Raw genomic sequence first — 24728 nt, forward strand, 5'->3', positions numbered from 1 at the left:
ACACCCATGGACCTCGTCATCCGCAACGCCGGCGTCATCGACGGCACCGGCGCTCCCACCTACCGGGCCGATGTCGGAATCGCCGAAGGCCGGATCGCCGAGATCCACCCCGAGGGCGCCCCGGGACCCCGCCCCACCGCCACCCGCACCCTCGACGCCGCCGGCCTCGCCCTCTCCCCAGGTTTCATCGACATGCACGCCCACAGCGACCTGGCCCTTCTCCGCGATCCGGAGCACAGCGCGAAGGCCGCCCAGGGCGTCACCCTGGAAGTCCTCGGCCAGGACGGCCTGTCGTACGCCCCGGTCGACGACCGCACCCTCACCGAGGTACGGAAGGCGATCACCGGCTGGAACGGCGACGGTTCGGACGTCGACTTCGACTGGCGCACGGTCGGCGAATACCTGGACCGCCTCGACCGCAACTTCGGCGGCCAGGGCATCGCGGTCAACGCCGCATACCTCATCCCGCAGGGCACGGTCCGGATGTACGCGGTCGGCTGGGACGACCGCCCGGCCACCGACGCCGAGCTGACCCGGATGAAGGAACTCGTGGCCCAGGGCATGACGGAGGGCGCGGTCGGCATGTCGTCCGGCCTCACCTACACCCCGGGCATGTACGCCAAGGACGCCGAACTCACCGAACTGTGCCGGGTCGTGGCGGAGCACGGCGGCTACTACTGCCCGCACCACCGCTCGTACGGCGCGGGTGCACTCGCCGCGTACGAGGAGATGGTGCAGCTCACCCGTGACGCCGGCTGCCCCCTCCATCTCGCCCACGCCACCATGAACTTCGGCGTGAACAAGGGCAGGGCCCCCGAGCTGATCGACCTCCTGGACCGGGCCATCGCCGCGGGCGCCGACATCTCCCTCGACACCTACCCCTACACCCCCGGCTCCACGACGCTCGTCGCGATGCTGCCGAGCTGGGCGAGCGAGGGCGGACCCGAGTCGGTCCTCACGCGCCTCGCGGACGACGGGACGGCGGAGCGGATCCGGCACCACATGGAGGTGCTCGGTTCGGACGGCTGTCACGGGGTGCCGATCGAGTGGGACACGATCGAGATCTCCGGTGTCAGCGTGCCGGAGCTCGCCGGACATGTCGGCCGTACGGTCGCCGAGTCCGCGCGGCTGCGCGGCGAGGAGCCCTGGGTCACCGCCCGCCGCCTGCTCGTCGACGACCGGCTCGGCACGACGATCCTCCAGCACGTGGGCCACGAGGAGAACGTCCGGCAGATCATGCGGCACCGCGTCCACACGGGCGGCAGCGACGGCATCCTCCAGGGCGACAAGCCGCACCCGCGGGCGTACGGCACATTCCCGCAGTATCTCGGCCGGTACGCACGGGAGTTGGGCATCCTCCCGCTGGAGGAGTGCGTCGCCCACCTCACCTCGCGCCCCGCAGCCCGGCTGCGTCTGCCCGACCGGGGGTACGTCCGCGAGGGCTACCGCGCCGACCTCGTCCTCTTCGACCCGGAGACGGTGGCGGCGGGCTCGACGTTCGAGGAGCCGCGCACGTTGCCGGTGGGCATCCCGCACGTCCTGATCGACGGCCGCTTCGTCATCGAGGACGGCAGGCGGACTTCCGTCCTGGCGGGGCGGGCGGTCCGGTCGACGCCGTAGCCTCCCCCGCCGGCGCCGCCGCCGGCATGCGGCTGACGGTGCTCCGAACCCTTCCGCCCGCTCCTTCGCCCAGGCCAGGTCCTCGTCGGTCGGGGCGTCGTCCTGGGTCAGCGCGCGCCGCCAGTAGCCACTGAACTCCACCGTCGGCCGGGCCGGCCCGCGCTCCTCGACCAGGTGGCGGCGCAGCGCCCGTACCGCCCCCGACTCCCCTGCCAGCCACGCGGCCCCCACCGCCGCCTCACCGGGCAGCTCCGCCACCCGGACCGCGTCGACCAGAGTCCGCCCCGGGCCGCCCGCCCGGTACTGGGCCCGCACGAGTACGCCGGTCTCAACACCCTCGTACGCCTGCTGTACGGAACCGGGCTCGACGCGCACGTCCTGCGGCGGCTGATCGGCACGCTCTTCCACTTCGTACGGGGCTCGGCGCAGACGGTCTCCGAGTCCCGGCAGGCCGCGGCCGTGACGGGCCAGTCCGACGAGGAGTGGTGGTCCGCCCGGTCGGCGCTGCTCGGCGAGGTGGCACCCGACTTCGCCGACCGCTTCCCGGACGTCGGCCGGCTGGAGAGCGAGAGCGCCCCCGAGCCACCGCCCGCCGACGACCCGGTCCCCTACCTGGAGCGCCAGGCCCGGGAGACGTTCACCGTCGGGCTCGGCGTGCTGCTGGACGGGATCGAGGCGGCGGTACGACGCGCGGCTGCGCCGTGAGGCCCGGGGGTCCGGGTCCCACGGCGCACCTCACCGACTACGGCTTGGGCAGGGTGCACCCGGCCCGGTTGAGGTCGATCCTGCTGGCGGTGCCGATGCACGGCACGATGCCATAGGTCTCCTGGGCGTAGTTGATGCCCTGGCGGACCGTCACATTGCCGCTCTCGTCGACCTCGCACGGGTTGTTGTCCGTGCACTGCTGCCCGTCCTCGTTACCGGTGTTGTTGACGGCGACGACCTTGCCGGTCGCGTTGTCGATCACCGGGGAGCCGGACGTGCCGCCGATGGTCTGGCAGGCGGAGGTGTAGCGGACCGAGTCCTTCCAGGTCCACTCGCCCTCCTTGAGGCGGTAGACGAAGCCGTCGACATTGCAGCTGTACGTACGCTTCCAGTAGCCGGAGACGACCGTGATCGCGGTGCCCTGGACCGGATGCGCGGCGTTGAGCTCCAGCGCCTTGATGCCGTAGGTGCTCTCGATCTGCGCGTAGGTACGGGTGAGTTGGTACAGCGAGATGTCGGTGTCGGTCATCGTCCCGTACGCGATCTTGCTGGCGCGCAGGGTGCCGACGCCGGTGCCGGCGGAGTTCAGCAGGGTGAAGCTGCGGGTGGACGACCGGTTCATGACGACCTCACCCGGGCCCGGGAAGCCGGTCTCCATGCAGTGCCCGTTGGAGAGTACGAGGGCCGGGTCGGACGGCAGTGAAGCGGCGGTCCGGACGACGGAGCCGGAACAGTTGCTGAGCGCGACGGTCCCGGCGAAGTTGACGGCTTTGGCCTTGACCGCCTGCGGCGCGGCCACCTTGGCCGTGGGCGCGGCCGCGTCGTGGCTCGTGGCCGCGACAGCGGGGGCCGTTCCCGCTCCGAGGAGCAGAACAGCGAAGAGTGCGCCGACGAGAGGCTTGTTCATGTGGGGGTCCCCTCTGTGACCTCTATGACCGAAGGGTTCCTTCGGCTTTGTCATGCGCATTGTTAAGGGCATACCCGTGCGGAGCAAGAGCCTGTTTTCGGCCTAAGGACTTGTCCCGTGGATCCCTGGTGGATCACGGGACGGCCCTTAGGGTCGTCGCATGGTGCAGAGCAAGGCGGAAGATGTCGACGGATACCTGGCCGAGATCCCGCAGGACCGCCGGGAGGCCCTGGGCAGGCTGCGGCAGATGTGCCGTCAGGAACTGAACGGGTTCGCCGAGGTGATGGCGTACGGGATGCCCGCCTACGAGCGCAACGGCGTCGGCGAGGTCGCCTTCGCCGGCCAGAAGAACTACATCTCCTTCTACTTGCTGCGCTCCGACGTCCGAGAGGCCTTCGCGGAGCGGCTGGCCGGATGCGACATGGGCAAGGCGTGCCTGCGCTTCCGGAAGCCGGAGAACATCGACTTCGACCTGGTGCGCGACCTGTTGCGGGCCACGGCGGCCGGACCGGGCACGGTCTGCTGAGGAAGCTCCCGGGCTCTGGCGGGAGTCCGTGAAGCCCCCGCACCAGCCGGATCACCTCACGGCCGGAGACGTCCCGCCGTACCGATTGCGTACGGTCGATCCATGACGACCGACCACGAGTCCGCGCTCGACCTCGACGCGTACCTCGCCCGTATCGGCTGGACCGGCGAGCGGCTCCCCACCGTGGAGGTGCTGCGCTCCGTGCACCGCGCCCATGCGCTGGGCATCCCGTTCGAGAACCTGGACCCCGTACTCGGCAGCGCGCCCTCGCTCACGCTCGCAGACCTGGAGGCGAAGCTCGTACGCGGTGAGCGTGGCGGGTACTGCTACGAGCAGAACACCCTGCTCGCCGCCGCCCTGACCGCGCTGGGCTTCAAGATCACACTGCTCTGCGCCCGCGTGCTGCTGGGCGCCGCGCCCGGGGAGGTACGGCCCCGCACCCACATGCTCATGCGGGCCGAGGTGCCGGGTGAGCCGACCCCGCATCTCGCCGACGTCGGCTTCGGTGCGGGCAGTTCGCTGCTGGAGCCGATCCCGCTGGTGGCGGACGCGGAGCTGCACGACGCCCCGCGTCGTCACCGGCTCGTCCACGCACCGCACGACGGCCCACTGGAGCTGTGGAAACTGCAGACGCACACCCCGGACGGGGAGTGGGAGGACCAGTACGCGTTCACGCTGGAGCCGTTCGAGGCGCCGGACTACGAGGTCATCAACTGGCACATCGCGACCAACCCGCGCTCCCCGTTCCAGCACCTGCTGTACGTCCAGCGCACCACCCCGGAAGCCCATCTCGCACTGGTGGGCCGCAGGCTCGTGGAGACCGCGCCGGACGGCACCCGCAAGGAGCGTGAGCTGGCGGACGGCGACGAGGTGCTGCGGGTCCTCGCGGCCGACTTCGGCATCCGCCTCCCGGAGGGCACCCGGCTGCCGGAGTGAACGCGCCGGGCAGCGGGCCGAGGGCTGCGGCTCATCCGGCCCGCCGCCCGCCCTCCCGGCGGGCCGTGCCGACCGCTTCGAGGCGAGGCCATCCGCGGGCACACCCCTCGGTCAGGCCGCGTGCGCTTCGAACCAGAGCGATCCCAGGTCATGGCCAGGGGTGAGACGTACATCCGCGTCGAGAGCGGCCGCGAGGCGCCTGAGCAGTTCAACGGTCGGCGCCGTCCCGCCCTCTTCGATGCACTCGATGCCATCCTCGTCCATGCCACAACGCGCGGCCAGGTCGGCTGCGGTCAACCCGAGCGCGGTGCGCCGGTCGTAAAGGGCCTTACCGAAGGCAAGAGCCTCGCGAATGGCGATCCGTTCCGGGTCTTCCGTCTCGGCGCCCGTAGGAATCCAGCGATTGTGCTGCCCTGCCATCACGCCTTCCTCTCATAGGTCTCGGTCACCGATCCATGATGCGCGCTTGCACAGACTTTCTGGGCTCGCACGGCCCGATCGATCTGGCCCTGCTCATGCTGCCTGCTCTTCCGGAACACAGTCAGCAGCACGACGGTCCGAGTCGGAGTGATCCAATAGGTAACTCGAGGCGCCACGTCACGGAGACGAAGTCGCAGTTCCCACACCGGACCCTCAAGGTGGTCGGCCCAGGGGCCTCCCAGCTCAGGACCGAACTCCGCGAGCATCCCGGCCACCTCGTCCACTCTTTTGAAATCGTGGTCGCCGAGGGCTTCCAGCCACGCCCGTACCTCGGGCTCGATCTCGACGTCGTACGGCTCGTTCACACGATGATCAACTCGACGCCGGGGGTCTCGGTCACCGCCTCCGCCTCCCTCACGTGGCGTATCTCACCGGTCCGGCCCGTCACACCCCTATTCCAAGCCCGGCCCCCGCTCCCGCCCGGGGTTCGCACTGTCCGGGGCGGGGCGCACATGGCGATGGAAGACGCGGCTGGCGGGCGGCGCTACCCGGGTGGGTCAACCTGCGGGGAATCCCCGCGCAGCCGGTGAAACACCGCCGTAAGCTCGCTGACATGCAGGTCATCCAGTCCACGAAGCTCGCCAATGTCTGTTACGAAATCCGGGGCCCCGTGCTCGAGGAGGCCATGCGGCTGGAAACGGCCGGTCACCGCATCCTCAAGCTGAACACCGGCAACCCTGCCGCGTTCGGGTTCGAGTGCCCGCCCGAGATTCTCGAAGACATCCTGCGCAACCTCGCCGGGGCGCACGGCTACGGCGACGCGAAGGGCCTGCTGTCGGCGCGCCGCGCGGTGATGCAGCACTACCAGACCAAGGGGATCGACCTCGGCGTCGAGGACATCTACCTGGGCAACGGCGTCTCCGAGCTGATCCAGATGTCGATGCAGGCGCTGCTCGACGACGGCGACGAGGTACTCGTACCCGCTCCGGACTATCCGCTGTGGACCGCCTCGGTGTCGCTGGCCGGCGGTACGGCGGTGCACTACCGGTGCGACGAGCAGGCCGACTGGATGCCGGACCTCGCCGACATCGAGCGGAAGATCACCGACCGCACCAAGGCGATCGTGATCATCAACCCGAACAACCCGACGGGTGCGGTCTACGACGACGAGATGCTGCGCGGGCTGACGGAGATCGCCCGGCGCCACAACCTGGTCGTCTGCTCCGACGAGATCTACGACCGGATCCTGTACGACGGAGCCACCCACACCCCGACCGCGGCCATCGCGCCCGATCTGATGGTGCTGACGTTCAACGGGCTCTCCAAGAACTACCGGGTCGCCGGATACCGGTCGGGGTGGCTGGCGGTCTGCGGCCCGAAGGCGCACGCCTCCTCGTACATCGAGGGGCTGACCATCCTCGCCAACATGCGGCTCTGCGCCAACATGCCGTCGCAGCACGCGGTGGCCACAGCGCTCGGCGGGCGGCAGTCGATCAACGACCTGGTGCTGCCGGGCGGCAGGATCCTGGAACAGCGGGACGTCGCGTACGACCTGCTGACACAGATCCCCGGGGTCACCTGCGTGAAGCCGAAGGGGGCGCTGTATCTCTTCCCACGGCTCGACCCCAAGGTCCACAAGATCAAGGACGACCGGCAGATGGTCCTCGACCTGCTGCGGGCCGAGAAGATCATGGTCGTGCAGGGTACGGGGTTCAACTGGCCGGAGCCCGATCACTTCCGCATCGTGACGCTGCCCTCGACCGAGGATCTGACGGATGCCGTCCAGCGGATCGGGAACTTCCTGGACGGATACAGCCAGCCCTGACCGCGGCGGCGGCCCATATATCGGATCGCGGATAACTTTAGACTGATTCCAAGCTAGGATGGTTCCAAGCAACACCAGGAGGCCATCCATGTACGAACCGATCCGCACCAAATCGGTCCACACACCGGCCGACCACGCCGATGAGTTCCCGCACCGCTCCCGCGAGGAGGAGCTGGACATCCAGCTGGCCGGACACCTGGCCGCACTCCTCGCGGTCACCGACGAGCTCGGCCTCGTCGAGGCGGGCGACCGCATCGCCGAGCAGGTCGCCCGGCTGCGCGGCGCACCTCCCGCCCGGCACGCCGGCCTGACCGACGCCGCACCGGACACGCTCCACCGCCGCGCGCACGCCCTCGCGGGCCGCGCGCTGGTGGTGGCCGCATCCCGCGCCGACACCGCGGCCGCGATCCTCTCGGCCGAGCGGATGGACGCGCACACGGCGGCGATGGCCGCCGCGACCACCCCGCCGCCCGCCGCCGCACCCGGCACCACCGCGCCCGCCCCCGCCCCCGTACGGCTGGTCGGCGCCCTCTGACGGCCCCGGTCCACGGGCCGCGGAGGCGCGTGGACCGGGTGCCACACATCTGCCATCGGCCGCTCCCGTTGCGTACTGGGATGCGCACTTCACCTTCCGTCCACCCAACTCCGTCCGGAATGTGGGTTTCCGCGAGCACGCTGCCTGTGTGAGACGCATCGTAGGAATCGTCCTGGCGGTGCTGCTGATCGGCGGAGTGGCAGTAGCCGTCGTAGCAGGCCGCGACAGCAAGGACACGAGCACGGCAACGAAGACCGTGCGTGGCGTGATCGGGTCGGAGAAGGCGGAGTTCTTCGCCGATCCCGAAGTGGTGAAGGCCCTCGCTGCCAAGGGGTTCACCGTGAAGGCGGAGACGTCCGGGTCCTGGGCCATGGACCAACTTCCTCTGAAGGACTACGACTTCGCCTTCCCCGGCTCGAAGGCGCCCGCCGACGAGCTGCAACGCAAGTCCTCCGTCAAGGGCGGACCGATCCGGCCCTTCTACTCGCCGCTCGTCGTCGTCGCCCACCGCGGCGCCGCACAGGTGCTGGCGGACAACGGGCTGGCGACACTGAGCGGCAAGTCCAGCGGAAAGCTGCTCATGGTCCCGTATCTGAAGGCCGCGAAGGCGGACCGGACCTGGCAGCAGCTCAAGGGTGCTGGAAAACACGCCGAGTTGACCGGCACGGTGTTCATCACGAGTACCGACCCCGTGGCGTCCAACTCCGGCGCCCTCTACCTCGCCGCCGCCTCGTACGTCGCCGACGGCGGCCGGGTCGCCGCCGACGAGGCCGCCATCGACCGCACCGCGCCGCTGTTGAAGAAGCTCATCCAGGTGCAGGGGGCGCAGCAGACCAGCAGCGACGCGCCGTTCCGGGACTTCATCAGCGGAGTCGGCAATCCGCTGGTCCTGGTGTACGAGTCGCAGGTCGCCTCGCTGCTGCTGCAGAAACAGGATCTCGGGGACCTGGTCGTCCTCTATCCGGACACCACCGTCTCCAGCGACCACACCCTCGTACCGCTGACCGACTCGGGACGGCAGTTCGGCGAACTGCTCTCCACCGACCGGCGCCTGCGCGAGCTCGCCGTACGGCACGGTTTCCGCCCCCAGGGCGCGGCGGCCGAGTTCACCGCCTCGACCGCCGGTCACACCGACTACATCGACCAACAGCTGACCGGGATCCGCCAGGCGCCCGTGCCCACCGCCACGGTGCTGCGCGCGATGGCCCGCCGGACCCGCGGCTGATGACACACGCTTCCCGGGAGACCTCACCCATGACCGAAGCCGAGCCGCAGCCGCTCGTCCTCACCCCGCCCGAGCCCGTCGCCCCCGTCCGTACCGAGCAGGCCGCCGGTCTCGTCCCGGTCGACGACTCGGTGCGCACGGAGATGACGCGACGTGCCACCGAGTACGTCGGCAGCCTCGCCGGACTCGACGCCCGCTCGCCCGAGTTCACCAACAGGATCGGGGAGATCGCCGCCCTCGGGCAGGGCGACATCCGCAGCGCCGCCCAGCAGTCCAACCGGATGCTGGACCGTACGGTCCGCGAGCTCTCCGCCGGGTCGGGGGACGGGGACGCGCAGTCGAGGGTCGGTGCCTCGCTCGTCGAACTGCGCCGCACCGTCGAGGACCTGGATCCGCGCGACACCCCCGGCCGCGGCGCCCGCCGGCTGCTGGCGAAACTTCCCGGCGGCAACAGGCTGCGCGACCACGTCGCGAAGTACGCCTCCGCACAGTCCACCCTCAACAGGATCGTCGGCTCGCTCCGCGGCGGCCAGGACGAACTGCGCCGCGACAACGCCGCTCTGCACACCGAGCGCACCCGGCTCTGGGAGACGATGGGCAAGCTCCAGGAGTACGTGGTCCTCACCGAGGCCCTGGACGGCGCCGTCGAGCAGCGCATCCGGGCGACGGAGGCCGCCGACCCCGTGCAGGCGGACGCCCTGCGCGCCGATGTGCTGTTCCCCGTACGGCAGAAGCACCAGGATCTGCTGACCCAGCTCGCGGTCTGCGCGCAGGGCTATCTGGCGATGGACGTCGTACGCCGCAACAACGAGGAACTGATCAGGGGCGTCGACCGGGCCGCGACCACGACGGTCTCCGCACTGCGGATCGCCGTGATGCTGGCATCGGCGCTGGAGAGCCAGCGCAAGGTGAGCGAACAGGTGCAGGTGCTGCGCTCCACGACGGAGGATCTGATCCGCGGCAATGCGGAGATGCTCGCCACGCAGAGCGGTGAGATCCAGCGGATCGCCGCCGACCCTGCAGTGGGTGCGGAGACGTTGCGGACGGCGTTCCAGCAGATCTACCGGACGCTGGACGCGATCGACACGTACAAGGTGCAGGCGACCGAGTCCATGGCGGCGACCGTCGAGTCACTGACGGCCGAACTCCAGCAGGCGAGCAGCCACTTGGAGCGCAGCCGGTCCGCGGGCGCCCTCGAGGGCGGTGGTCTCGGATGACGGGCCGGCTGCGAAGGCTGCGGCGCCGGGTGTCGCGCACATTCGCGTCGCTGCTGGCCGCCGCGGTGCTCGTACCCCTGGCGGCGTGTTCGGCGTCGGACGGTCCCGCGCCGCCCGGGAAGAAGGAGGACGGCGCGCCTCGGGCCGGGACACTTCGAGTGCTCGCATCCAGCGAACTCGCCGATATGAAGCCTTTGTTGGAGCAGGCGCGGAAGGCGACCGGAATCACCGTGCGGCCCACCTGGACCGGGACGCTCGACGCCGTCGAACAGCTCGGGTCCGGGAAGGCGGACGGGGCGTACGACGCGGTGTGGCTGTCGTCCGACGACTATCTGCGGCTCCATCCGGACGCGGCGAAGCGGATCACTTCCGAGACCCCGCTGATGACGTCGCCGGTCGCCCTCGGCGTCAAGCCGTCGGTGGTGAAACGACTCGGCTGGGACCCGTCGGACGTCACCTGGACACAGGTGCACCAGGCGGTCGCCGACGGGCGGCTGACGTACGGCATGACGGATCCGGCTCGCTCCAACTCCGGCTTCTCCGCACTGGTTTCGGTCGCCTCGGCGCTGTCCGGCGCCCAGTCCGCGCTGACCGACGCCGATGTCCGCAAGGCCGGCGGGAAGCTGAAGGAGTTCTTCGGCGGGCAGCGGCTGACCTCGGGTTCGTCCGGCTGGCTGGCCACCGCGTACACCCGGCGCGGCACGGTCGACGCGCTGATCAACTACGAGTCCGTGCTGCTCTCCCTCAACCGGGACAGTCACACCGGGCTCACCGTGATCCGGCCGCGCGACGGTGTGGTGACGGCCGACTACCCGCTGAGCCTGCTCTCCGCCGCCTCGCCCGACGCCAAGGACGCGGTCCGCGCCCTGACCTCGTACCTCCGCTCCCCCGCCGTGCAGCGGCAGCTGACCCGGGAGACGTTCCGCCGCCCGGTCGTCGCCTCCGTACGGCCGGCGGCGCCGCTGGCCACCGAGGCCCGTCGGGAACTCCCGTTCCCCGGCTCGCGATCCGTCGCGGACGGACTGCTCGACAGTTACGAGAACAAGCTCCGGCGGCCCTCGCGCACCGTGTACGTGCTGGACACGTCCGGGTCGATGCAGGGCGAGCGGCTACGGAAGCTCAAGGCGGCGCTGACCGGGCTGACCGGGGACTTCCGGGAGCGGGAGGAGGTCACACTGCTGCCGTTCGGATCGTCGGTGAAGCGGGCACGCACGCATACGGTCGATCCCGCCGACCCGCGGGCCGGCCTCGCGGCGATCAAGGCGGACACCGCCGCCCTGACCGCGAGCGGCGAGACCGCGATCTTCTCGAGTCTGGAGTCGGCCTACGACCGGCTGGGTTCCGACACCGAGTCCGCGTTCACCTCGATCGTCCTGATGACGGACGGCGAGAACACGACGGGCGACTCGGCCGACGACTTCGCCGCCTTCTACCGCTCACTCCCGGCGGCGCGTCGCGCCACCCCCGTCTTCCCGGTCGTCTTCGGCGACTCGGACCGTGCGGAACTGGATGCGATCGCCACCCTGACCGGCGGCCGGCTCTTCGACGCGACCAAGGACCAGGGGCCGGGCTCCCTGGACGGGGCATTTGAGGAGATCCGTGGCTACCAGTAGAGCGTCGGGCCGGGTCATGGCGTACGTCGAGTCACGCAAGAACCTCACCGGGAGTGCGTGCGGGATCGCCGGGCTCGCCCTCACCTTCACGGGACTGGCGGGTGCGTACTGGCCGGTGGTGATCGCCGGGCTGTACGGCGCCGGCGCACTGATCGCCCCGCCCGAGCGGCCGCCCGCCCCTGACTTCCCCGATCCGTCGTCGCAGCTGGAGACGGTGCGGGCCGACTTCGCGACCCTGCGGGAGTATCTGGCCGAAGTGGAGCTGCCGCCCGCCGCCTCCGGGCGGCTCGTCGAGCTGACCGAGCTGCTGGAAGGGCTGCTCGCACCCGGCTGGGTCTCCGAGGCCCTCGCCACCGACCCGGAAGCCATCCACGCCCTGTCCCGCGCCGTGCACCAGGACATCCCGGAATCCGTCGACACGTATCTGCGGACCCGCTGGTGGACGCGGCTGACGCCGGGCACCGAGCCGCCCGAGCGCCCGCTCGAACAGCAGCTGTCGCTGCTGCACCGGGAGGCGGAGTCGCTGGCCGCGGGGCTGCGGGAGGCCGAGGCACGCCGGCAGCAGACGCACACGCGGTATCTGGAGGACCGGGGCCGGGCGAACTGACCCCCACAGGCCCGGCCGGCCTCCGGACGTCCCCACCGGAAGCCGTGTGAAGGAATGGCGGAGCAATGTGAAGGTCTCGTGCATGGACCTGCGGCGTTGTGCGGACGTTCCTTGAAAGGGCGGCCCCCGGAACCGTGAGCGGGTTCCGGGGGCCGTACCGCGTCGGGCCGTTGAACCACAGGTCAGGGTGGATGTCGGGAGACCCGGCCGCGGAGTGTGCATGGGGGCGCACCTCGGGAGTGCGCCCCCGGCGGGCGTCAGCCCAGACGCTGGACCAGCGCGCGGTACTCGTCCCACAGCTCCTTCGGCGTGTGGTCACCGAAGGTGTTGAGGTGCTCGGGGACCAGCGCCGCCTCCTCGCGCCAGACCTCCTTGTCGACCGTGAGCAGGAAGTCCAGCTCGGACTCGGAGAGGTCCAGGCCGTTGGTGTCCAGCGAGCCCTTGGCGGGCAGGATGCCGATCGGTGTCTCGACGCCCTCGGCCTTGCCCTCCAGGCGCTCGACGATCCACTTCAGGACGCGGCTGTTCTCACCGAAGCCCGGCCACACGAACTTGCCCGCGTCGTTCTTGCGGAACCAGTTCACGTAGTAGATCTTCGGCAGCTTGGACTGGTCGCTCTTGTCGGCGCCGACCTTGATCCAGTGGTTCATGTAGTCGCCCATGTTGTAGCCGCAGAACGGCAGCATGGCGAACGGGTCGCGGCGCAGCTCGCCGACCTTGCCCTCGGCGGCGGCGGTCTTCTCGGAGGCCACGTTGGCACCGAGGAAGACACCGTGCTGCCAGTCGAAGGACTCGGTGACCAGCGGTACGGCCGAGGCGCGGCGGCCGCCGAAGAGGATGGCCGAGATCGGCACACCCTTCGGGTCCTCCCACTCCGGCGCGATGATCGGGCACTGCCCGGCCGGCACCGTGAAGCGGGCGTTGGGGTGTGCGGCGGGCGTCTCGGACGCGGGCGTCCAGTCGTTGCCCTTCCAGTCCGTGAGGTGGGCGGGGGCCGTCTCGGTCATGCCCTCCCACCACACGTCACCGTCGTCGGTGAGCGCGACGTTCGTGAAGACGGAGTTGCCCCACATGGTCTTCATGGCGTTGGCGTTGGTGTGCTCGCCGGTGCCGGGCGCGACGCCGAAGAAACCGGCCTCAGGGTTGATCGCGTAGAGGCGGCCGTCCTCGCCGAACCGCATCCAGGCGATGTCGTCGCCGATGGTCTCGACGGTCCAGCCGGAGATCGTGGGCTCCAGCATGGCGAGGTTGGTCTTGCCGCAGGCGCTCGGGAACGCCGCGGCCACGTACTTCGACTCACCCCGCGGCGGCGTGAGCTTCAGGATCAGCATGTGCTCGGCGAGCCAGCCCTCGTCGCGGGCCATCACCGAGGCGATGCGGAGCGCGTAGCACTTCTTGCCGAGCAGGGCGTTGCCGCCGTAGCCGGAGCCGTACGACCAGATCTCGCGGTCCTCGGGGAAGTGCGAGATGTACTTGGTGGAGTTGCACGGCCACGGAACGTCCTGCTGGCCCTCCTCCAGGGGTGCGCCCAGCGTGTGGACGGCCTTGACGAAGAAGCCGTCGGTGCCGAGCTCGTCGAGAACGACCTGGCCCATGCGGGTCATGGTGCGCATGGAGACGGCGACGTACGCGGAGTCGGTGATCTCGACGCCGATCGCGGACAACGGGGAGCCGACGGGGCCCATGCAGAACGGGACGACGTACATCGTGCGACCGCGCATGGAACCGCGGAAGACACCCTGCTCACCCGTGAAGATCTCCCGCATCTCGGCGGGGGCCTTCCAGTGGTTCGTCGGGCCCGCGTCCTCCTCCTTCTCGGAGCAGATGAAGGTGCGGTCCTCGACACGGGCCACATCGCTCGGGTCGGAGGCGGCGTAGTACGAGTTCGGCCGCTTCGTCTCGTCGAGCTTGGTGAACGTGCCGTTTGCAACGAGTTCCCCGCACAGGCGCTCGTACTCGGCCTCGGAGCCGTCACACCAGACCACACGGTCCGGCTGGGTGATGGCTGCGATCTCATTCACCCAGGTGACGAGCTCCTGGTGACGGGTGGGAACAGTGAGGGGAGCCGCGATGTCGCGCGCCACGATCGCTCCTTGTTGAGGGTGTCTTTTTGGTAGGTGCCCCGTGGGGGCCGCGACCCGGATGCTTCGTAGCCGCTCATCCGGTGCCGACCGCACTCATTTGATCATCCGACCGATTCGCCCATATGTCCAGGGGGCCGCCCACGTGAGCATCACCACTCATGTTCGCAACTTACGGAGGCGTAGGTAGCATGCGGACATGACTGCTGCCGCCGCGCCCGAACCAGCCGAGGCCGAACCCGAGGTCGAACCAGCCGGGCTCGACCCGGCCGAGGTGGCGCTGCCGTTCCCGGTGAAGCCACACCTGCGCGGCTGGCTGCACGCCGGAATGTTCCCCGCGGTACTGATCGCGGGAATCGTGCTGATCGCACTCACGGACAGCACCCGCGGCCGGATCGCCTGCGGCATCTACATCGTGACCGCATGCCTGCTCTTCGGAGTGAGCGCGGTCTACCACCGCGGCACGTGGGGACCGCGCGGCGAGGCGGTGCTGCGCCGGCTCGACCACGCCAACATCTTCCTCATCATCGCGGGCACCTACACCCCACTGACCCTGCTGCTGCTCCCGGAGTCGACCGGGCGGCCACTGCTGTGGGCGGTCTGGGCGGCGGCCGTGGCCGGCATCGCCTTCCGGGTGTTCTGGGTCGGCGCCCCCCGCTGGCTCTACACACCCTGCTACATAGCGATGGGGTGGGCAGCGGTCTTCTTCCTGCCCGACTTCATGCGCACCGGCGGGATCGCGGTGCTCGTCCTGGTGATCGTCGGCGGGCTGCTCTACAGCGCCGGCGGCGTCATCTACGGCATCAAACGGCCCAACCCGTCACCCCGATGGTTCGGCTTCCACGAGGTCTTCCACTCGCTGACCCTGGCGGCGTTCGTCGTGCACTACGTCGGCATCTCGCTGGTGGCGTACAACCACAGCTGAGCGCCCTCCCCCGTGCACCCCTCAGTGGCCGCGGCCCGAAAGCCGCGGCCACTTCGCATGCCACCGCTCCGGCACGGACCGGTGGACGCCGACCTGGCCCCGGCGCCCGCCGATGCCCGACAATGGCGATCATGGCCGCCACCCCCCGTACCTCGCCGCCCACCTCCGCCGAGGCGCAGCCCCGGCCGGGGCTGCGCGAACGGAAGAAGCTCAAGACCAGGATGGCGATCCGGCGCTCGACGTACCAGCTGATCACCGAACAGGGGTACGACGCGACCACGATCGAGCAGATCGCGGAAGCGGCCGAGGTGTCACCGAGCACCGTCTTCCGGTACTTCGCGACCAAGGAGGACATCGTCCTCACCGACGAGTACGACCCCCTCATGGAAGCGGCGATACGCAACCGCCCCGCGGACGAACCGCCGCTGCAGTCACTGCGATTCGTCGTGACGGAGACGCTGTCGGCGCTCCTCGCCACCGAGGAGGAGGAACTTCGCCGGCGCACCCGGCTGATGGTGGAGGTCCCCGCGATCCGCGCGCGGATGTCGGGGACCATGTCGGACACGGCAAAGGTACTGGCCCGGGTACTCGCCGACCGCAGCGGCCGCAGCGCCGACGACCTCGAGGTCCGGGTGTTCGTCACGGCGGTGCTGGGGGCACTGCGCGAGGTGACGCTGTACTGGGGCGAGCACGGTCAGGAAGGTGACCTGATCACGATGGTCAACCAGGCCCTGGACACGCTCGAGGGCGGCCTGACGCTCTGACGCCTCCGGCGTGGTCGCGCTCGCGTGACCGAGCCCGGCAGCCCCCGGTCACCCCCCGAGCTTCCGCGCCAGCTCCTGCGCATCCGTCGTCGGCGCATCGCACACGAAGTGCCGGCAGACGTACGCCGTCGGCGCTCCGTCCACCATCGGCCGGTCCATCAGCAGCGGAAACTCCGTACCGCCCGTCGCACCCGCTGCGACCACCGCGCCCGGCGCCCGCCCCAGCAGCGCCGTGCGGTGCAGTTCGCCGCCGACCGGACCGGTGACCGCCACTTCGCGCGGACCGTCGAGCAGCGCCTCCGCGACCGCGAGTCCCCACCCGATGAACCGCGGCACCCGCGGCCCGAGCGCCTTCACCACACCCAGCGCACCCTCCGCGGCGGTGCGATGGGCCTCCGAGCCGGTGTGTGCCGCGTAGGAGAGCAGCGCCCCGGCCGCCGCCGTCCAGCCCGCCGGAGTCGCACTGTCGGTGGGGTCCTGCGGGCGGCGGATCAGCTGTTCCGCGTCGTCCGCCGTGTCGTACAGCTGCCCGCCCTCGCCGGTGAAGTGCTGGAGCACGATGTCGAGCAGGAAGCCGGCGAACTCCAGCCAGACACCCTCGCCGGTGACGGCGGCCAGCGCGAGGAAACCCTCCGCGACATCGCCGTAGTCCTCCAGCACCCCGGCGTTGTCTCCCGTCCGGCCGTCCTTGGACGTCCGGGCCAGCCGGGCGACATCACCCATATGGACCCGGACCAGCAGGTCGGCCGCCTCGGTGGCGCGCTCGATCAGATCAGGACGGTCGAAGTACGCGCCGGTCTCGGCGAGCGCGGCGATCGCCAGACCGTTCCAGGCCGCCACCACCTTGTCGTCCCGTCCGGGATGCGCCCGCTCCTCGCGGGCCGCGAGCAGCCGGGCCCGCACATCGGCCGCCCGGTCCGCATCCACCGCCACCTCGGTGCGCGGCAGTTGCAGCACGGAGGCGCCCTCCTCGAAGGTGCCCTCCTCCGTCACCCCGAAGTACTCGGAGCCGAACGCGGCGTCCTCCTCACCCAGCACCTCGCGCAGCTGGGCGGGCGTCCACACGTAGTACGCGCCCTCGACGTGCTTGCCGCCGCTGTCCTCGCTGTCCGCGTCGAGCGCGGAGGCGAACCCGCCCTCCGCGGTACGCAGTTCCCGCACCATGAAGTCGGCGGTCTCCAGCGCGACCCGGCGGGCCAGCTCGGACCCCGTAGCCCGCCACAGATGGGCGTACACCCGGCAGAGCAGCGCGTTGTCGTACAGCATCTTTTCGAAGTGCGGCACCAATGCACCATCTGGACGCTGCCGGAGCACGTACCGGTGGAAGCCCCCGCCCAACTGGTCGAAGAGGCTCGAGCGCGACATGGCTTCGCAGATGCCCTCGGCCATCTCCAGCGCCCCCCCGGACTCCGTCCGGACGTGGTGCCGCAGCAGGAACTCGATCACCATGCTCGGTGGGAACTTGGTGTCACGGCCACCGAGCCACCCGCTCGCCGGGTCATAATCCCGGCTGATCGTCAGCAGCGCTTGAGCAAGCTCGCCTTCACCGGGAAGCCCGTCCCCTCCGTGATCCAGCTGCCGCCCCGCCAGATCGCCGGTGATGCGCTCCGCGACCTCCCCCACCTCGCCGCGTCGGCTCGTCCAGGCGCTGTTGACACCTTCGAGCACCTGCCGGAAGGACGGCATCCCGTGCCGAGGCTCGGGTGGGAAGTACGTACCGAAGTAGAACGGCTCCCCGCTCGGGGTCATGAAGACGGACATGGGCCAACCGCCCTGCCCGGTCGCCGCCTGCACCGCCTCCATATAGACGGCATCGACGTCCGGACGCTCCTCGCGGTCCACCTTGACGTTGACGAAGTGCTCGTTCATGTAGGCCGCCGTCGCTTCGTCCTCGAAGCTCTCGTGAGCGAGTACATGACACCAATGACACGCGCTGTATCCCACGCTCAGGAAAACCGGCACGTCGCGCCGACGAGCTTGCTCGAAAGCGGCGGGCTCCCATTGCCACCATTCAACGGGATTGTCCGCGTGCTGAAGGAGGTACGGGGACGTCGCGTGCGCAAGTCGGTTGGCCATGCCCCAATCCTTGCGCACGCGGCGAAGCCGCGCCCACATGCCACGAGGGAACGGCAGCGGACAGCATCGGTGGATGCGAATCGCGCATGTGCCGAGCAGGGGAAACCGGGCTGATGGAGGACCGCACAAACCGCGATGGTGACCGGGCGACCAAATTACTCGGTGGATGGCGTGGGCCTGGCCCGGTGGGAAGAAGGGGAGAAGACGGAGTTCGAAGGTCCGACCTCACAGTCAGGTTCATGCCCCGGCGGTGACGTCCTTCCTGGAGAGCCAGTCGAACTCAAGCCGCTCCAGAATCGGGGTGTGGTCCCCCTGCCGGGCAGCGGGCTTGACCGTGATGCCCTTCTTCCCGAGGGCGCACTTCAGAAGCATCCGTTTGTCCGCCATGCCCGCCGCCTCCCATGCCTCACGCATAGTTTCGACCTGCATGCGGGGCGAGAGGTCGGCTTCCGCGTCCAACGCTTCAAGGGTCGCGGTCGTGCTCTCGATGACGGCGCGCTGTCCCTCGCTGAGTTCCTCGAAGCGCTCTTCATGCATCTTCCCGTACACGTAGAAGTCCTCTTCGAGCTTCTTCACGCGCTTCTGCGCAGCTTCGAGGGCCTTCTGCACCTCTTCCTTCTTCACCTGTCTTTCGGGGTCCGCGAAGGCGAGCCACCGACGGGCTATTTCAACGACCACCGGGTCATCGGGTTCCAGCGCCGTGATGTGACTGATCCACGCTTGCCCCACCGCTCGATCGATGCGGTCGGCGAGGGTTACGAGCCCTTCGCAGATGGACTTGCCGCGCGTCTGCCGGACTCCGCACCGGTAGCGCCCTCCACGATGGCTCATCAGGCCACCACACAGTTCCAATTCTCCCGTGCCCCTCTTGTCCCGCATCCGACCGCACCGGTAGCTCCCCGTCCCGAGGTATTTCGCCTCCGGCTTGCTCTTTGCCCAGCGCTCATCGGTTCGCTCAGCGATGAGCACCTTGATCCTGAACCATTCGGCTGGGGTGACAACCCCCGTGCCACACATGACGATCTCGCCCCTCTCGTCACGCATCGGCTCGCCGTACCCCTCCCAACTACCCAAGGGGTTACCGTGCTCGTCCGTCCTGCGCAGCCGAACCGGGACCATGCCCGCGAAGAGCGGGGACTGAGCGAGCTTGCTCACTGCCGTGGGCGACCACGTGGCGCCGCTCCGGGTCCGGTATCCCTCCTCATTGAGCTTGTGGGCCGTGTCTCTCGTCGTCTTGTTGTCGAGCAACAAGTCCGCCAACCGCCGGGCCGCGCCGTACTCGCCAGGGTGGGGTTCGACCTTTCCGCTTCCGGGGGCACCGTAGAGACCGAACGGTGGCCTGCCCGTTCCTCGTCGGCCCTCCGCCTTGCGGGAGTCATGGCCGATCTTGACGCGCTTCGCCATGTCCTTCGCTTCCTCCCTGGCGTGCTCACTCAGGATGGCGAAGACCATACGGCCTCCCTGAGATGAGTCCAGCCTCTCCGAAACGGACACGAGCCGCGATTGCCGGCGGTCGAACTCATCGAGCATCCGACCGACCGCGCCCATGCCGCGCCGGTCGAAGCGGTCCGTTTTCCATACACCGAGCGTCTTGGACTTCCCGTCCATGATTGCTTGTGTGGCCTTCTCGAACTCCCGTCGCCGAACGTAGGACTTGGACGCCGAGAGCTGCTCGAACCAGACGTGCCGGATCTGGACACCGTTCGTCTGCGCCCAACGCACCACGTCGCGCAAGTGCCCTCGCAGCGTGGCCAGGTCCTCCTTCTTGTTACTGCATCGCAGGTAGACGTCCATGAGCCCGGACGGTTCCGCCGTCGCGGGCCTGTCCAGCCCCAGAGCTTCCAATTGCTCCGGACCAAGCCCCAACCCCACCAGCGTCGCGTGATCCTCGCGCATTTCAATCCCCTCCACTCTCAAAGGAAAGGGTATGGAAGTAATGGACCATTTGACTGCATATTCCTAAGAGTGCGGTACAACCATGGTTCACCGTGGACCGGTCGGTCCCCGTGGTGCGGCTCGGGCGGTAAGTACGTACCGAAGCAGAAGAGCTCATCGCCAGCGCTCAGGGAGATGGCCATCGGCCCGCCACTGTTCGGGGCTCAGCAAGAAGCTCCACCCCACCAGCCGTCCGGACTCGTCAGGTGAGCACAACGGCCGCTCGGGTGACACCACTTGCCCGGCTGGCTCTCGCGCTCAGCCGCCCCACACAGGACACTTGTTCCGAACCGAAGCTCTCGGAGGGGGACGAACATGCGGGACAGCCACCGGGCTGAAGCCGAACGGCTGTTGGTACGCGCCGTGGAGGAAGAGGTACGCCGATCCGGCGGCCGGACCGACGCCGCGGGGCTGCTGGCGCGCGGGCGGGCCGCCCTCGATTCCCTGGTGGCCGACGCGGGCGAGGAGTACACCGCGTATGTCCAGGCACTCGACGCGATGGAGGCCGGACAGCAGCCCCTGTCGCAGCGACTCAGCAAGGCGACGATGGGAACCCCGCTTCTGGTGACGGGAGTTGCCGCGGTTGCGGCGTTCGGCGCGGATGTCGCGCTCGGCACCGCGGCCGGGCCGGCGCTCGGCGCGGGCGCCGTCGTCGCCGTCGCGGGCGCCGCGGCCACCGTCGCCAAGGTGACCGCCTCGCACTGGCCCGCCGCCCACCGGAAGGCGGGCGCGCTGGGTCAGCCCGGCGGTCCCGAGCAGCTGCGGCTGCAGTGGCTGGCGGCGCTGGAGGTACGGGGCATACGCCCGTTCCTGGACCAGCAGCGGATGCTGACCGCGTCGTCCCGTGCGCCGAAGAAGAAGGCCGCCACGGTCGTGCCTCAGCTGCGCGGCGGGGATCGCAGTGCGGCGGCGCGCACCCGGTCGCTGCTCGGCCAGTCCTTCAGTCATCTGCCCGCCCCCGACGGGCCGTTCGCGGGCCGCCGGGCCGAGCTGGCGCAGATCGCCCGGTGGGTGCACGCGGCCCGGGCCTCGACGGAGACGAAGCCGACCGTCGTCGTGCTGCACGGCGAGCCCGGGTCGGGCCGCACCACCCTCGCCGTGCGGGCGGCACACGAACTGAAGGACCAGTTCCGGGGCGCCTGCGTGGTGGATCTGCGCTCCGACGTCACCGGCGAGAACCCGCTGCCGACCCGTGACGCACTGCTGCATCTGCTGAACCGCCTGGGCGCGCCCCGCGAGCAGCTGCTGTTCCGGGAGGGGGGCTCCCCCGGTCGCGCGGGGTCGAAGGCCTGGGGAGGGTCCTCGGCGGAGCAGCAGGTGCGACGGCTCGGCGAGCTGTACCACCAGCATCTGACCGGTACGCCGGTGACGGTCGTCCTCGACGACGCCGGCGACCCGGCGCAGGTCCGCATGCTCATCCCCGAGCGCTCCGACAGCCTGGTCCTCGTCACCGCCCGTGCGCCCCTGGACCTGCCCGCCGACATCCCGGCCTGGGTGCATCAGCTGCCGGTGGGGCCTCTGGACGCGGCGGGCGCGGAGGAGCTGCTGGGCGCGTCGGCCGAGGAGCAGGAGCTGGGGCCGTACGACTCCCAGTCGACCGACACCATCATCGAGCTGTGCGGCGGCCTGCCACTGGCGCTGCGCGTCGCGGGCTCCTCGCTCGGGGCGCGTACCCGCAGCTCGCTGGCCGCCGATCTCGCCGGATACGGTCCGGTCGCCCCTGTCGAGCGGACCCTGTGGCTGCGCTACACCGACCAGTCCGAGCAGGCGCGGCGGCTGCTGCGCCGGCTCGCGCTGGCCGGGCGCGCCAGCCTGGGCGCGGCGGCGGCCGCGGCGCTGCTGTCCGCCGAGGAGCAGGAGGCGCAGCGGCTGCTGACGGTCCTGTGCCGGGCCGGGCTCCTCGATCATGTGCGGGGCTCGCGCTACCGGCTGCACGATCTGGTGCGGGGCTTCGCCCTGGCCCGGCTGCTCGACGAGGAGGAGGCGGCGGAGCGTACGGCCGCGCAGGAGCGGCTGATCCACAACTATGCGGAGCTCGCCGGTGCGGTGATCCGGATGGTGGACGGCAAGATGTCGACCCGGGCGGGGCAGTTCGGCTCGCACGGCTTCGCCTCGCTGGACGCGGCGCTGCGCTGGCTGGACGACGAGTCGAGCTTCATCACCTCCGCGCTGCGGCACGCGGAGGGTGTCGACCAGGGGGCCGTGCTGGATCTGCTGGGCGCGCTGTGCGACTACTGCCTGCTGCGCGGCGACCTCTACCGGCTGGGCGAGATCAGCGAGTTGACGCAGGCCGTCGACAAGGGGCTGCTCGAGCGGTCGGTCCAGTGGCGTACGGGTATCGCGGCCCGGCAGCTCGGTGAGCTGGACAAGGCGCGTACCACCCTGTCCTCGGTCGTCGGCCTCTACCGTGAGGCGCAGAACAAGGCGGGTACGGCGCTGGCGCTGTGCTCGCTCGGCATCACCTTGCACCACCAGGGCAATCTGACCGAGGCGGTGGTGCGATTGCGCGAGGCGATCGGGCTGCAGTCCTCGGACGGGCAGGCCACGGACCGGGCGTGGTCGCTGCATGCGCTGGCCGCCGTGGAGCGTGACCGTGGTCGTATCGCCGAGGCGCTGGCCCTCCTCGACACGGCGCTGATCCTGCACCGGGAGGGCGAGTCGCTGCACGGCGAGGCGTGGGCGCGGTTCCAGCTGGGCCAGACCTTGCTGCGGATGGGCGATGTGGCGGGGGCCGACGAGGCGCTGCGCACGGCGCTGGATCTGTACGGCCGCACCCGTGACGAGCGCGGCGAGGCCTGGGCGCTGACCCAGCTGGCGCGCGCCCGGCTGCTCGACGGCGAGGCGGCCCCGGCGGTCGACGAGCTGCGCCGGGCGTTGTCCCTGCACCGGGACAGCGAGGACGCGCGCGGTGAGGCGTGGACGCTGTACTACCTGGGGCAGGCCCTGGAGGAGACCGGTGACACCGATCAGGCGGTACGGGAGCTGGAGCGGGCGCGCACGATGTTCTCCCGGATGCGGGACGTGTACGGGCTGGCGTGTGCCCGGCACCACTCGGGCCGGGTCACCCGCGACCAGCGGGCCGCCCAGACCGGCAATCTGCGCAACTCCGGCTTCGCCCGGCAGCTCCTGGTCGACGCCCGGGCCGACTTCCGGCGGATCGGTGTCGCCCACGGCGAGGCGTGGACGTGTCTGGAGCTGGTCCTGATCGACGCGGGCAACAACCGCGCCCCGCAGGCGCTGGCCCTGTGCGACGAGGCGGCGCAGCTGTTCGACTCGTACGGCGACACGCGGGGCGCCGACTGGGCCCGCTTCCTGCGCTGCACACTGCTGCCGTACGCGTCGGCGGGCGGCACGGAGGTGGGCACGGTGGTGGCCCAGCAGGAACTCGCCGACCTGCTCGGGGCCGGCCATCCGACCCGCGACAACAAGCTGGAGGACTGCGCGGAGGCGTTCACGGTGGTCCTGAACCGCGGGGTCGACCTGGAGGACGGCTGGCAGGCCTGGCGCCTGGGCATGACCCCGACCCGCCACGCCCGCGAAATCATGGGCGTACCGGTGGGGGCGAGGCCGTAGGGCGGGGCCGAGGCCTCTTGCCGGGCACTCGCATGTGCCGGACGGGCGGTGGATCAAGCCCGTCCGGCAGGTGGGGACGGAGCGTTACCGGGCGCGCCCGGTAGCGGTTCCCGATGTCTCGGCGTCGGCGGACACCGCGTCGGGATCCGGTGCCTCCTCGAAGTTCACCTTGCCCATGTGCCGGTTCATGGACTTCATCAGCAGCCACACGCCCACCGCGAGCGCCGCGAAGACGATGAAGCCGAGGACGCCGGGTGTCACCTTGTTCTTGTCGAATTCCTCGGCGAGAGGAACGACGTGGGTCAGTGCCTGGGTCGCGTACATATCAGGCATTGTCGCGGATGCCCGCGAAGAGGTCGCTCTCGGGGAGGGACGTATCGACGAGAGACTTCGCCAGCTCGTACTCCTCGGTCGGCCAGACCTCCCGCTGGATGTCCATCGGAACCCGGAACCAGCCGCCGTCGGGGTCGATCTGGGTGGCGTGCGCGATCAGCGCCTTGTCCCGGATCTCGAAGAACTCGGCGCACGGAACGTGGGTGGTCAGCGTCCGCTCGACGCGCTCGAACTCCTTCCAGCGCTCCAGCCACTCGCCGTACGGCGACTCCAGGCCGCGGGCGAGCAGCGCCTCGTGCAGCGCGACCGTGCGCGGACGGTTGAAGCCCTGGTTGTAGTAGAGCTTCTGCGGCTGCCAGGCCGGGCCGAACTCCACCTCGGGGAACGTCTCGGTGTCCGCGGCGCCGTCGAACGCGATCATCGAGATCTTGTGGGTCATGATGTGGTCGGGGTGGGGGTACCCACCGTTCTCGTCGTACGTGGTGATGACGTGCGGACGGAACGCGCGGATGCTCCGGACGAGACGCGCCGCCGCCTTCTCGTCGTCCTCCAGCGCGAAGCAGCCCTCGGGCAGCGGCGGCAGCGGGTCGCCCTCGGGCAGCCCGGAGTCGACGAAGCCGAGCCACTCCTGCTTGACGCCCAGGATCTCCCGGGCCTCGTCCATCTCCTTCTTGCGTACCTCGTGGATGTGCTCCTGGATGTACGCGTCGCCCTGGAGTTTCGGGTTGAGGATGGAGCCGCGCTCACCGCCCGTGCAGGTCACGACCAGCACGTCCACCCCCTCGGACACATACTTGGCCATGGTGGCCGCGCCCTTGCTCGACTCGTCGTCGGGGTGGGCGTGTACGGCCATCAGTCGAAGCTGCTCAGTCAAGACTCGATCCTCAGTGATTGGTCGCCATTGA

Annotated in this window: 21 protein-coding genes and 1 pseudogene; 13 read left to right on the forward strand and 9 right to left on the reverse strand. The window is 70.0% G+C overall.

All coding sequences use genetic code 11. The features are described from left to right. Positions 1–6: 6 nt before the first annotated feature. Positions 7–1620 (forward strand): N-acyl-D-amino-acid deacylase family protein, encoded by a 1614-nt coding sequence (locus OHB49_RS16995; protein ID WP_329161263.1) that lies wholly within the window; start codon positions 7–9, stop codon positions 1618–1620. Positions 1621–1674: 54 nt separating this feature from the next. Here OHB49_RS16995 and OHB49_RS17000 read toward each other — a convergent pair. Next, positions 1675–1905, reverse strand: a pseudogene (locus OHB49_RS17000) (SIP domain-containing protein); the annotation flags it as partial. Here OHB49_RS17000 and OHB49_RS17005 point away from each other — a divergent pair. Beyond that, a complete protein-coding gene (locus OHB49_RS17005) occupies positions 1795–2325 on the forward strand; it encodes a TetR/AcrR family transcriptional regulator C-terminal domain-containing protein (RefSeq protein WP_443079531.1) in 531 nt (176 codons plus the stop codon). The pseudogene OHB49_RS17000 and the gene OHB49_RS17005 sit on opposite strands and share 111 nt — an antisense overlap. A 37-nt stretch (positions 2326–2362) precedes the next feature. Here the strand turns inward: OHB49_RS17005 and OHB49_RS17010 are convergent, their stop codons facing one another. After that, entirely contained in the window at positions 2363–3232 is an 870-nt protein-coding gene (locus OHB49_RS17010) for a S1 family peptidase (protein WP_030969260.1), read from the reverse strand. 160 nt (positions 3233–3392) lie between these two features. Between OHB49_RS17010 and OHB49_RS17015 the strand changes: the two genes are divergently transcribed. Next, a complete protein-coding gene (locus OHB49_RS17015; RefSeq protein ID WP_329161264.1) occupies positions 3393–3758 on the forward strand; it encodes an iron chaperone in 366 nt (121 codons plus the stop codon). Between the two features lie 102 nt (positions 3759–3860). Beyond that, the gene (locus tag OHB49_RS17020; RefSeq protein ID WP_329161266.1) at positions 3861–4694 is read left to right on the forward strand and encodes an arylamine N-acetyltransferase family protein; all 834 of its coding nucleotides are present in this window, start codon (positions 3861–3863) and stop codon (positions 4692–4694) included. Positions 4695–4805: 111 nt separating this feature from the next. Here OHB49_RS17020 and OHB49_RS17025 read toward each other — a convergent pair whose 3' ends face one another. Then, the gene (locus OHB49_RS17025; protein ID WP_329161267.1) at positions 4806–5114 is read right to left on the reverse strand and encodes a helix-turn-helix domain-containing protein; all 309 of its coding nucleotides are present in this window, start codon (positions 5112–5114) and stop codon (positions 4806–4808) included. Further along, the gene (locus tag OHB49_RS17030; protein ID WP_329161269.1) at positions 5114–5479 is read right to left on the reverse strand and encodes a type II toxin-antitoxin system RelE/ParE family toxin; all 366 of its coding nucleotides are present in this window, start codon (positions 5477–5479) and stop codon (positions 5114–5116) included. The genes OHB49_RS17025 and OHB49_RS17030 overlap by 1 nt, the downstream gene beginning before the upstream one ends. A 248-nt stretch (positions 5480–5727) precedes the next feature. Between OHB49_RS17030 and OHB49_RS17035 the strand changes: the two genes are divergently transcribed. The 6 genes from OHB49_RS17035 (at position 5728) to OHB49_RS17060 (ending at position 12136) form a co-directional block, all read left to right on the forward strand. Continuing rightward, positions 5728–6939 (forward strand): pyridoxal phosphate-dependent aminotransferase, encoded by a 1212-nt coding sequence (locus OHB49_RS17035; RefSeq protein ID WP_030969252.1) that lies wholly within the window; start codon positions 5728–5730, stop codon positions 6937–6939. A gap of 88 nt (positions 6940–7027) precedes the next feature. After that, positions 7028–7474, forward strand: a complete 447-nt coding sequence (locus OHB49_RS17040; protein WP_329161271.1) for an SCO4983 family protein — start codon at positions 7028–7030, stop codon at positions 7472–7474. 121 nt (positions 7475–7595) lie between these two features. After that, the gene (locus OHB49_RS17045; protein ID WP_329161273.1) at positions 7596–8699 is read left to right on the forward strand and encodes a substrate-binding domain-containing protein; all 1104 of its coding nucleotides are present in this window, start codon (positions 7596–7598) and stop codon (positions 8697–8699) included. Continuing rightward, positions 8699–9916 (forward strand): toxic anion resistance protein, encoded by a 1218-nt coding sequence (locus tag OHB49_RS17050; RefSeq protein WP_392751863.1) that lies wholly within the window; start codon positions 8699–8701, stop codon positions 9914–9916. Before OHB49_RS17045 ends, OHB49_RS17050 begins: the two co-directional genes overlap by 1 nt. Continuing rightward, positions 9913–11529 carry a substrate-binding and vWA domain-containing protein gene (locus OHB49_RS17055; protein WP_329161277.1) on the forward strand — a complete coding sequence of 539 codons (1617 nt, stop codon included), beginning with the start codon at positions 9913–9915 and terminating at the stop codon, positions 11527–11529. The genes OHB49_RS17050 and OHB49_RS17055 overlap by 4 nt, the downstream gene beginning before the upstream one ends. A gap of 16 nt (positions 11530–11545) precedes the next feature. Then, positions 11546–12136, forward strand: a complete 591-nt coding sequence (locus tag OHB49_RS17060; protein WP_329166511.1) for a hypothetical protein — start codon at positions 11546–11548, stop codon at positions 12134–12136. A gap of 257 nt (positions 12137–12393) precedes the next feature. On the opposite strand, the gene OHB49_RS17065 is transcribed toward OHB49_RS17060, so the two are convergent. Continuing rightward, on the reverse strand, positions 12394–14220 hold the full coding sequence (locus OHB49_RS17065) for a phosphoenolpyruvate carboxykinase (GTP) (RefSeq protein WP_030969240.1): 1827 nt from the start codon (positions 14218–14220) through the stop codon (positions 12394–12396). 196 nt (positions 14221–14416) lie between these two features. Here OHB49_RS17065 and trhA point away from each other — a divergent pair, with 196 nt between their 5' ends. Further along, entirely contained in the window at positions 14417–15142 is a 726-nt protein-coding gene (gene trhA / locus OHB49_RS17070) for a PAQR family membrane homeostasis protein TrhA (protein WP_313938899.1), read from the forward strand. A gap of 131 nt (positions 15143–15273) precedes the next feature. Beyond that, a complete protein-coding gene (locus OHB49_RS17075; RefSeq protein ID WP_329161280.1) occupies positions 15274–15906 on the forward strand; it encodes a TetR/AcrR family transcriptional regulator in 633 nt (210 codons plus the stop codon). Between the two features lie 48 nt (positions 15907–15954). Here OHB49_RS17075 and OHB49_RS17080 read toward each other — a convergent pair whose 3' ends face one another. Continuing rightward, positions 15955–17982 carry a thioredoxin domain-containing protein gene (locus OHB49_RS17080; protein ID WP_329161281.1) on the reverse strand — a complete coding sequence of 676 codons (2028 nt, stop codon included), beginning with the start codon at positions 17980–17982 and terminating at the stop codon, positions 15955–15957. Positions 17983–18219: 237 nt separating this feature from the next. Continuing rightward, the gene (locus OHB49_RS17085) at positions 18220–19878 is read right to left on the reverse strand and encodes a recombinase family protein (RefSeq protein ID WP_329161283.1); all 1659 of its coding nucleotides are present in this window, start codon (positions 19876–19878) and stop codon (positions 18220–18222) included. Between the two features lie 354 nt (positions 19879–20232). On the opposite strand from OHB49_RS17085, the gene OHB49_RS17090 reads away from it, so the two are divergent. Next, positions 20233–23490, forward strand: a complete 3258-nt coding sequence (locus tag OHB49_RS17090; protein ID WP_329161284.1) for a tetratricopeptide repeat protein — start codon at positions 20233–20235, stop codon at positions 23488–23490. Between the two features lie 84 nt (positions 23491–23574). Here the strand turns inward: OHB49_RS17090 and OHB49_RS17095 are convergent, their stop codons facing one another. Continuing rightward, positions 23575–23814 carry a hypothetical protein gene (locus OHB49_RS17095; RefSeq protein ID WP_037851702.1) on the reverse strand — a complete coding sequence of 80 codons (240 nt, stop codon included), beginning with the start codon at positions 23812–23814 and terminating at the stop codon, positions 23575–23577. Between the two features lies 1 nt (position 23815). After that, positions 23816–24697 carry a mycothiol conjugate amidase Mca gene (gene mca / locus OHB49_RS17100; RefSeq protein ID WP_093929501.1) on the reverse strand — a complete coding sequence of 294 codons (882 nt, stop codon included), beginning with the start codon at positions 24695–24697 and terminating at the stop codon, positions 23816–23818. Positions 24698–24728: the final 31 nt, after the last annotated feature.

Origin of the sequence: Streptomyces sp. NBC_01717 (assembly GCF_036248255.1) — a bacterium.
Lineage (GTDB): Bacteria > Actinomycetota > Actinomycetes > Streptomycetales > Streptomycetaceae > Streptomyces.

Bases quoted from the DNA above. Each gene is read 5' to 3' on its own strand.
- OHB49_RS16995 (WP_329161263.1), top strand. From the start codon at position 7: ATGGACCTCGTCATCCGCAACGCCGGCGTCATCGACGGCACCGGCGCT.
- OHB49_RS17010 (WP_030969260.1), bottom strand. From the start codon at position 3,232: ATGAACAAGCCTCTCGTCGGCGCACTCTTCGCTGTTCTGCTCCTCGGA.
- OHB49_RS17015 (WP_329161264.1), top strand. From the start codon at position 3,393: ATGGTGCAGAGCAAGGCGGAAGATGTCGACGGATACCTGGCCGAGATC.
- OHB49_RS17020 (WP_329161266.1), top strand. From the start codon at position 3,861: ATGACGACCGACCACGAGTCCGCGCTCGACCTCGACGCGTACCTCGCC.
- OHB49_RS17025 (WP_329161267.1), bottom strand. From the start codon at position 5,114: ATGGCAGGGCAGCACAATCGCTGGATTCCTACGGGCGCCGAGACGGAA.
- OHB49_RS17035 (WP_030969252.1), top strand. From the start codon at position 5,728: ATGCAGGTCATCCAGTCCACGAAGCTCGCCAATGTCTGTTACGAAATC.
- OHB49_RS17040 (WP_329161271.1), top strand. From the start codon at position 7,028: ATGTACGAACCGATCCGCACCAAATCGGTCCACACACCGGCCGACCAC.
- OHB49_RS17050 (WP_392751863.1), top strand. From the start codon at position 8,699: ATGACACACGCTTCCCGGGAGACCTCACCCATGACCGAAGCCGAGCCG.
- OHB49_RS17055 (WP_329161277.1), top strand. From the start codon at position 9,913: ATGACGGGCCGGCTGCGAAGGCTGCGGCGCCGGGTGTCGCGCACATTC.
- OHB49_RS17060 (WP_329166511.1), top strand. From the start codon at position 11,546: ATGGCGTACGTCGAGTCACGCAAGAACCTCACCGGGAGTGCGTGCGGG.
- trhA (WP_313938899.1), top strand. From the start codon at position 14,417: ATGACTGCTGCCGCCGCGCCCGAACCAGCCGAGGCCGAACCCGAGGTC.
- OHB49_RS17075 (WP_329161280.1), top strand. From the start codon at position 15,274: ATGGCCGCCACCCCCCGTACCTCGCCGCCCACCTCCGCCGAGGCGCAG.
- OHB49_RS17080 (WP_329161281.1), bottom strand. From the start codon at position 17,982: ATGGCCAACCGACTTGCGCACGCGACGTCCCCGTACCTCCTTCAGCAC.
- OHB49_RS17085 (WP_329161283.1), bottom strand. From the start codon at position 19,878: ATGCGCGAGGATCACGCGACGCTGGTGGGGTTGGGGCTTGGTCCGGAG.
- OHB49_RS17090 (WP_329161284.1), top strand. From the start codon at position 20,233: ATGCGGGACAGCCACCGGGCTGAAGCCGAACGGCTGTTGGTACGCGCC.
- OHB49_RS17095 (WP_037851702.1), bottom strand. From the start codon at position 23,814: ATGTACGCGACCCAGGCACTGACCCACGTCGTTCCTCTCGCCGAGGAA.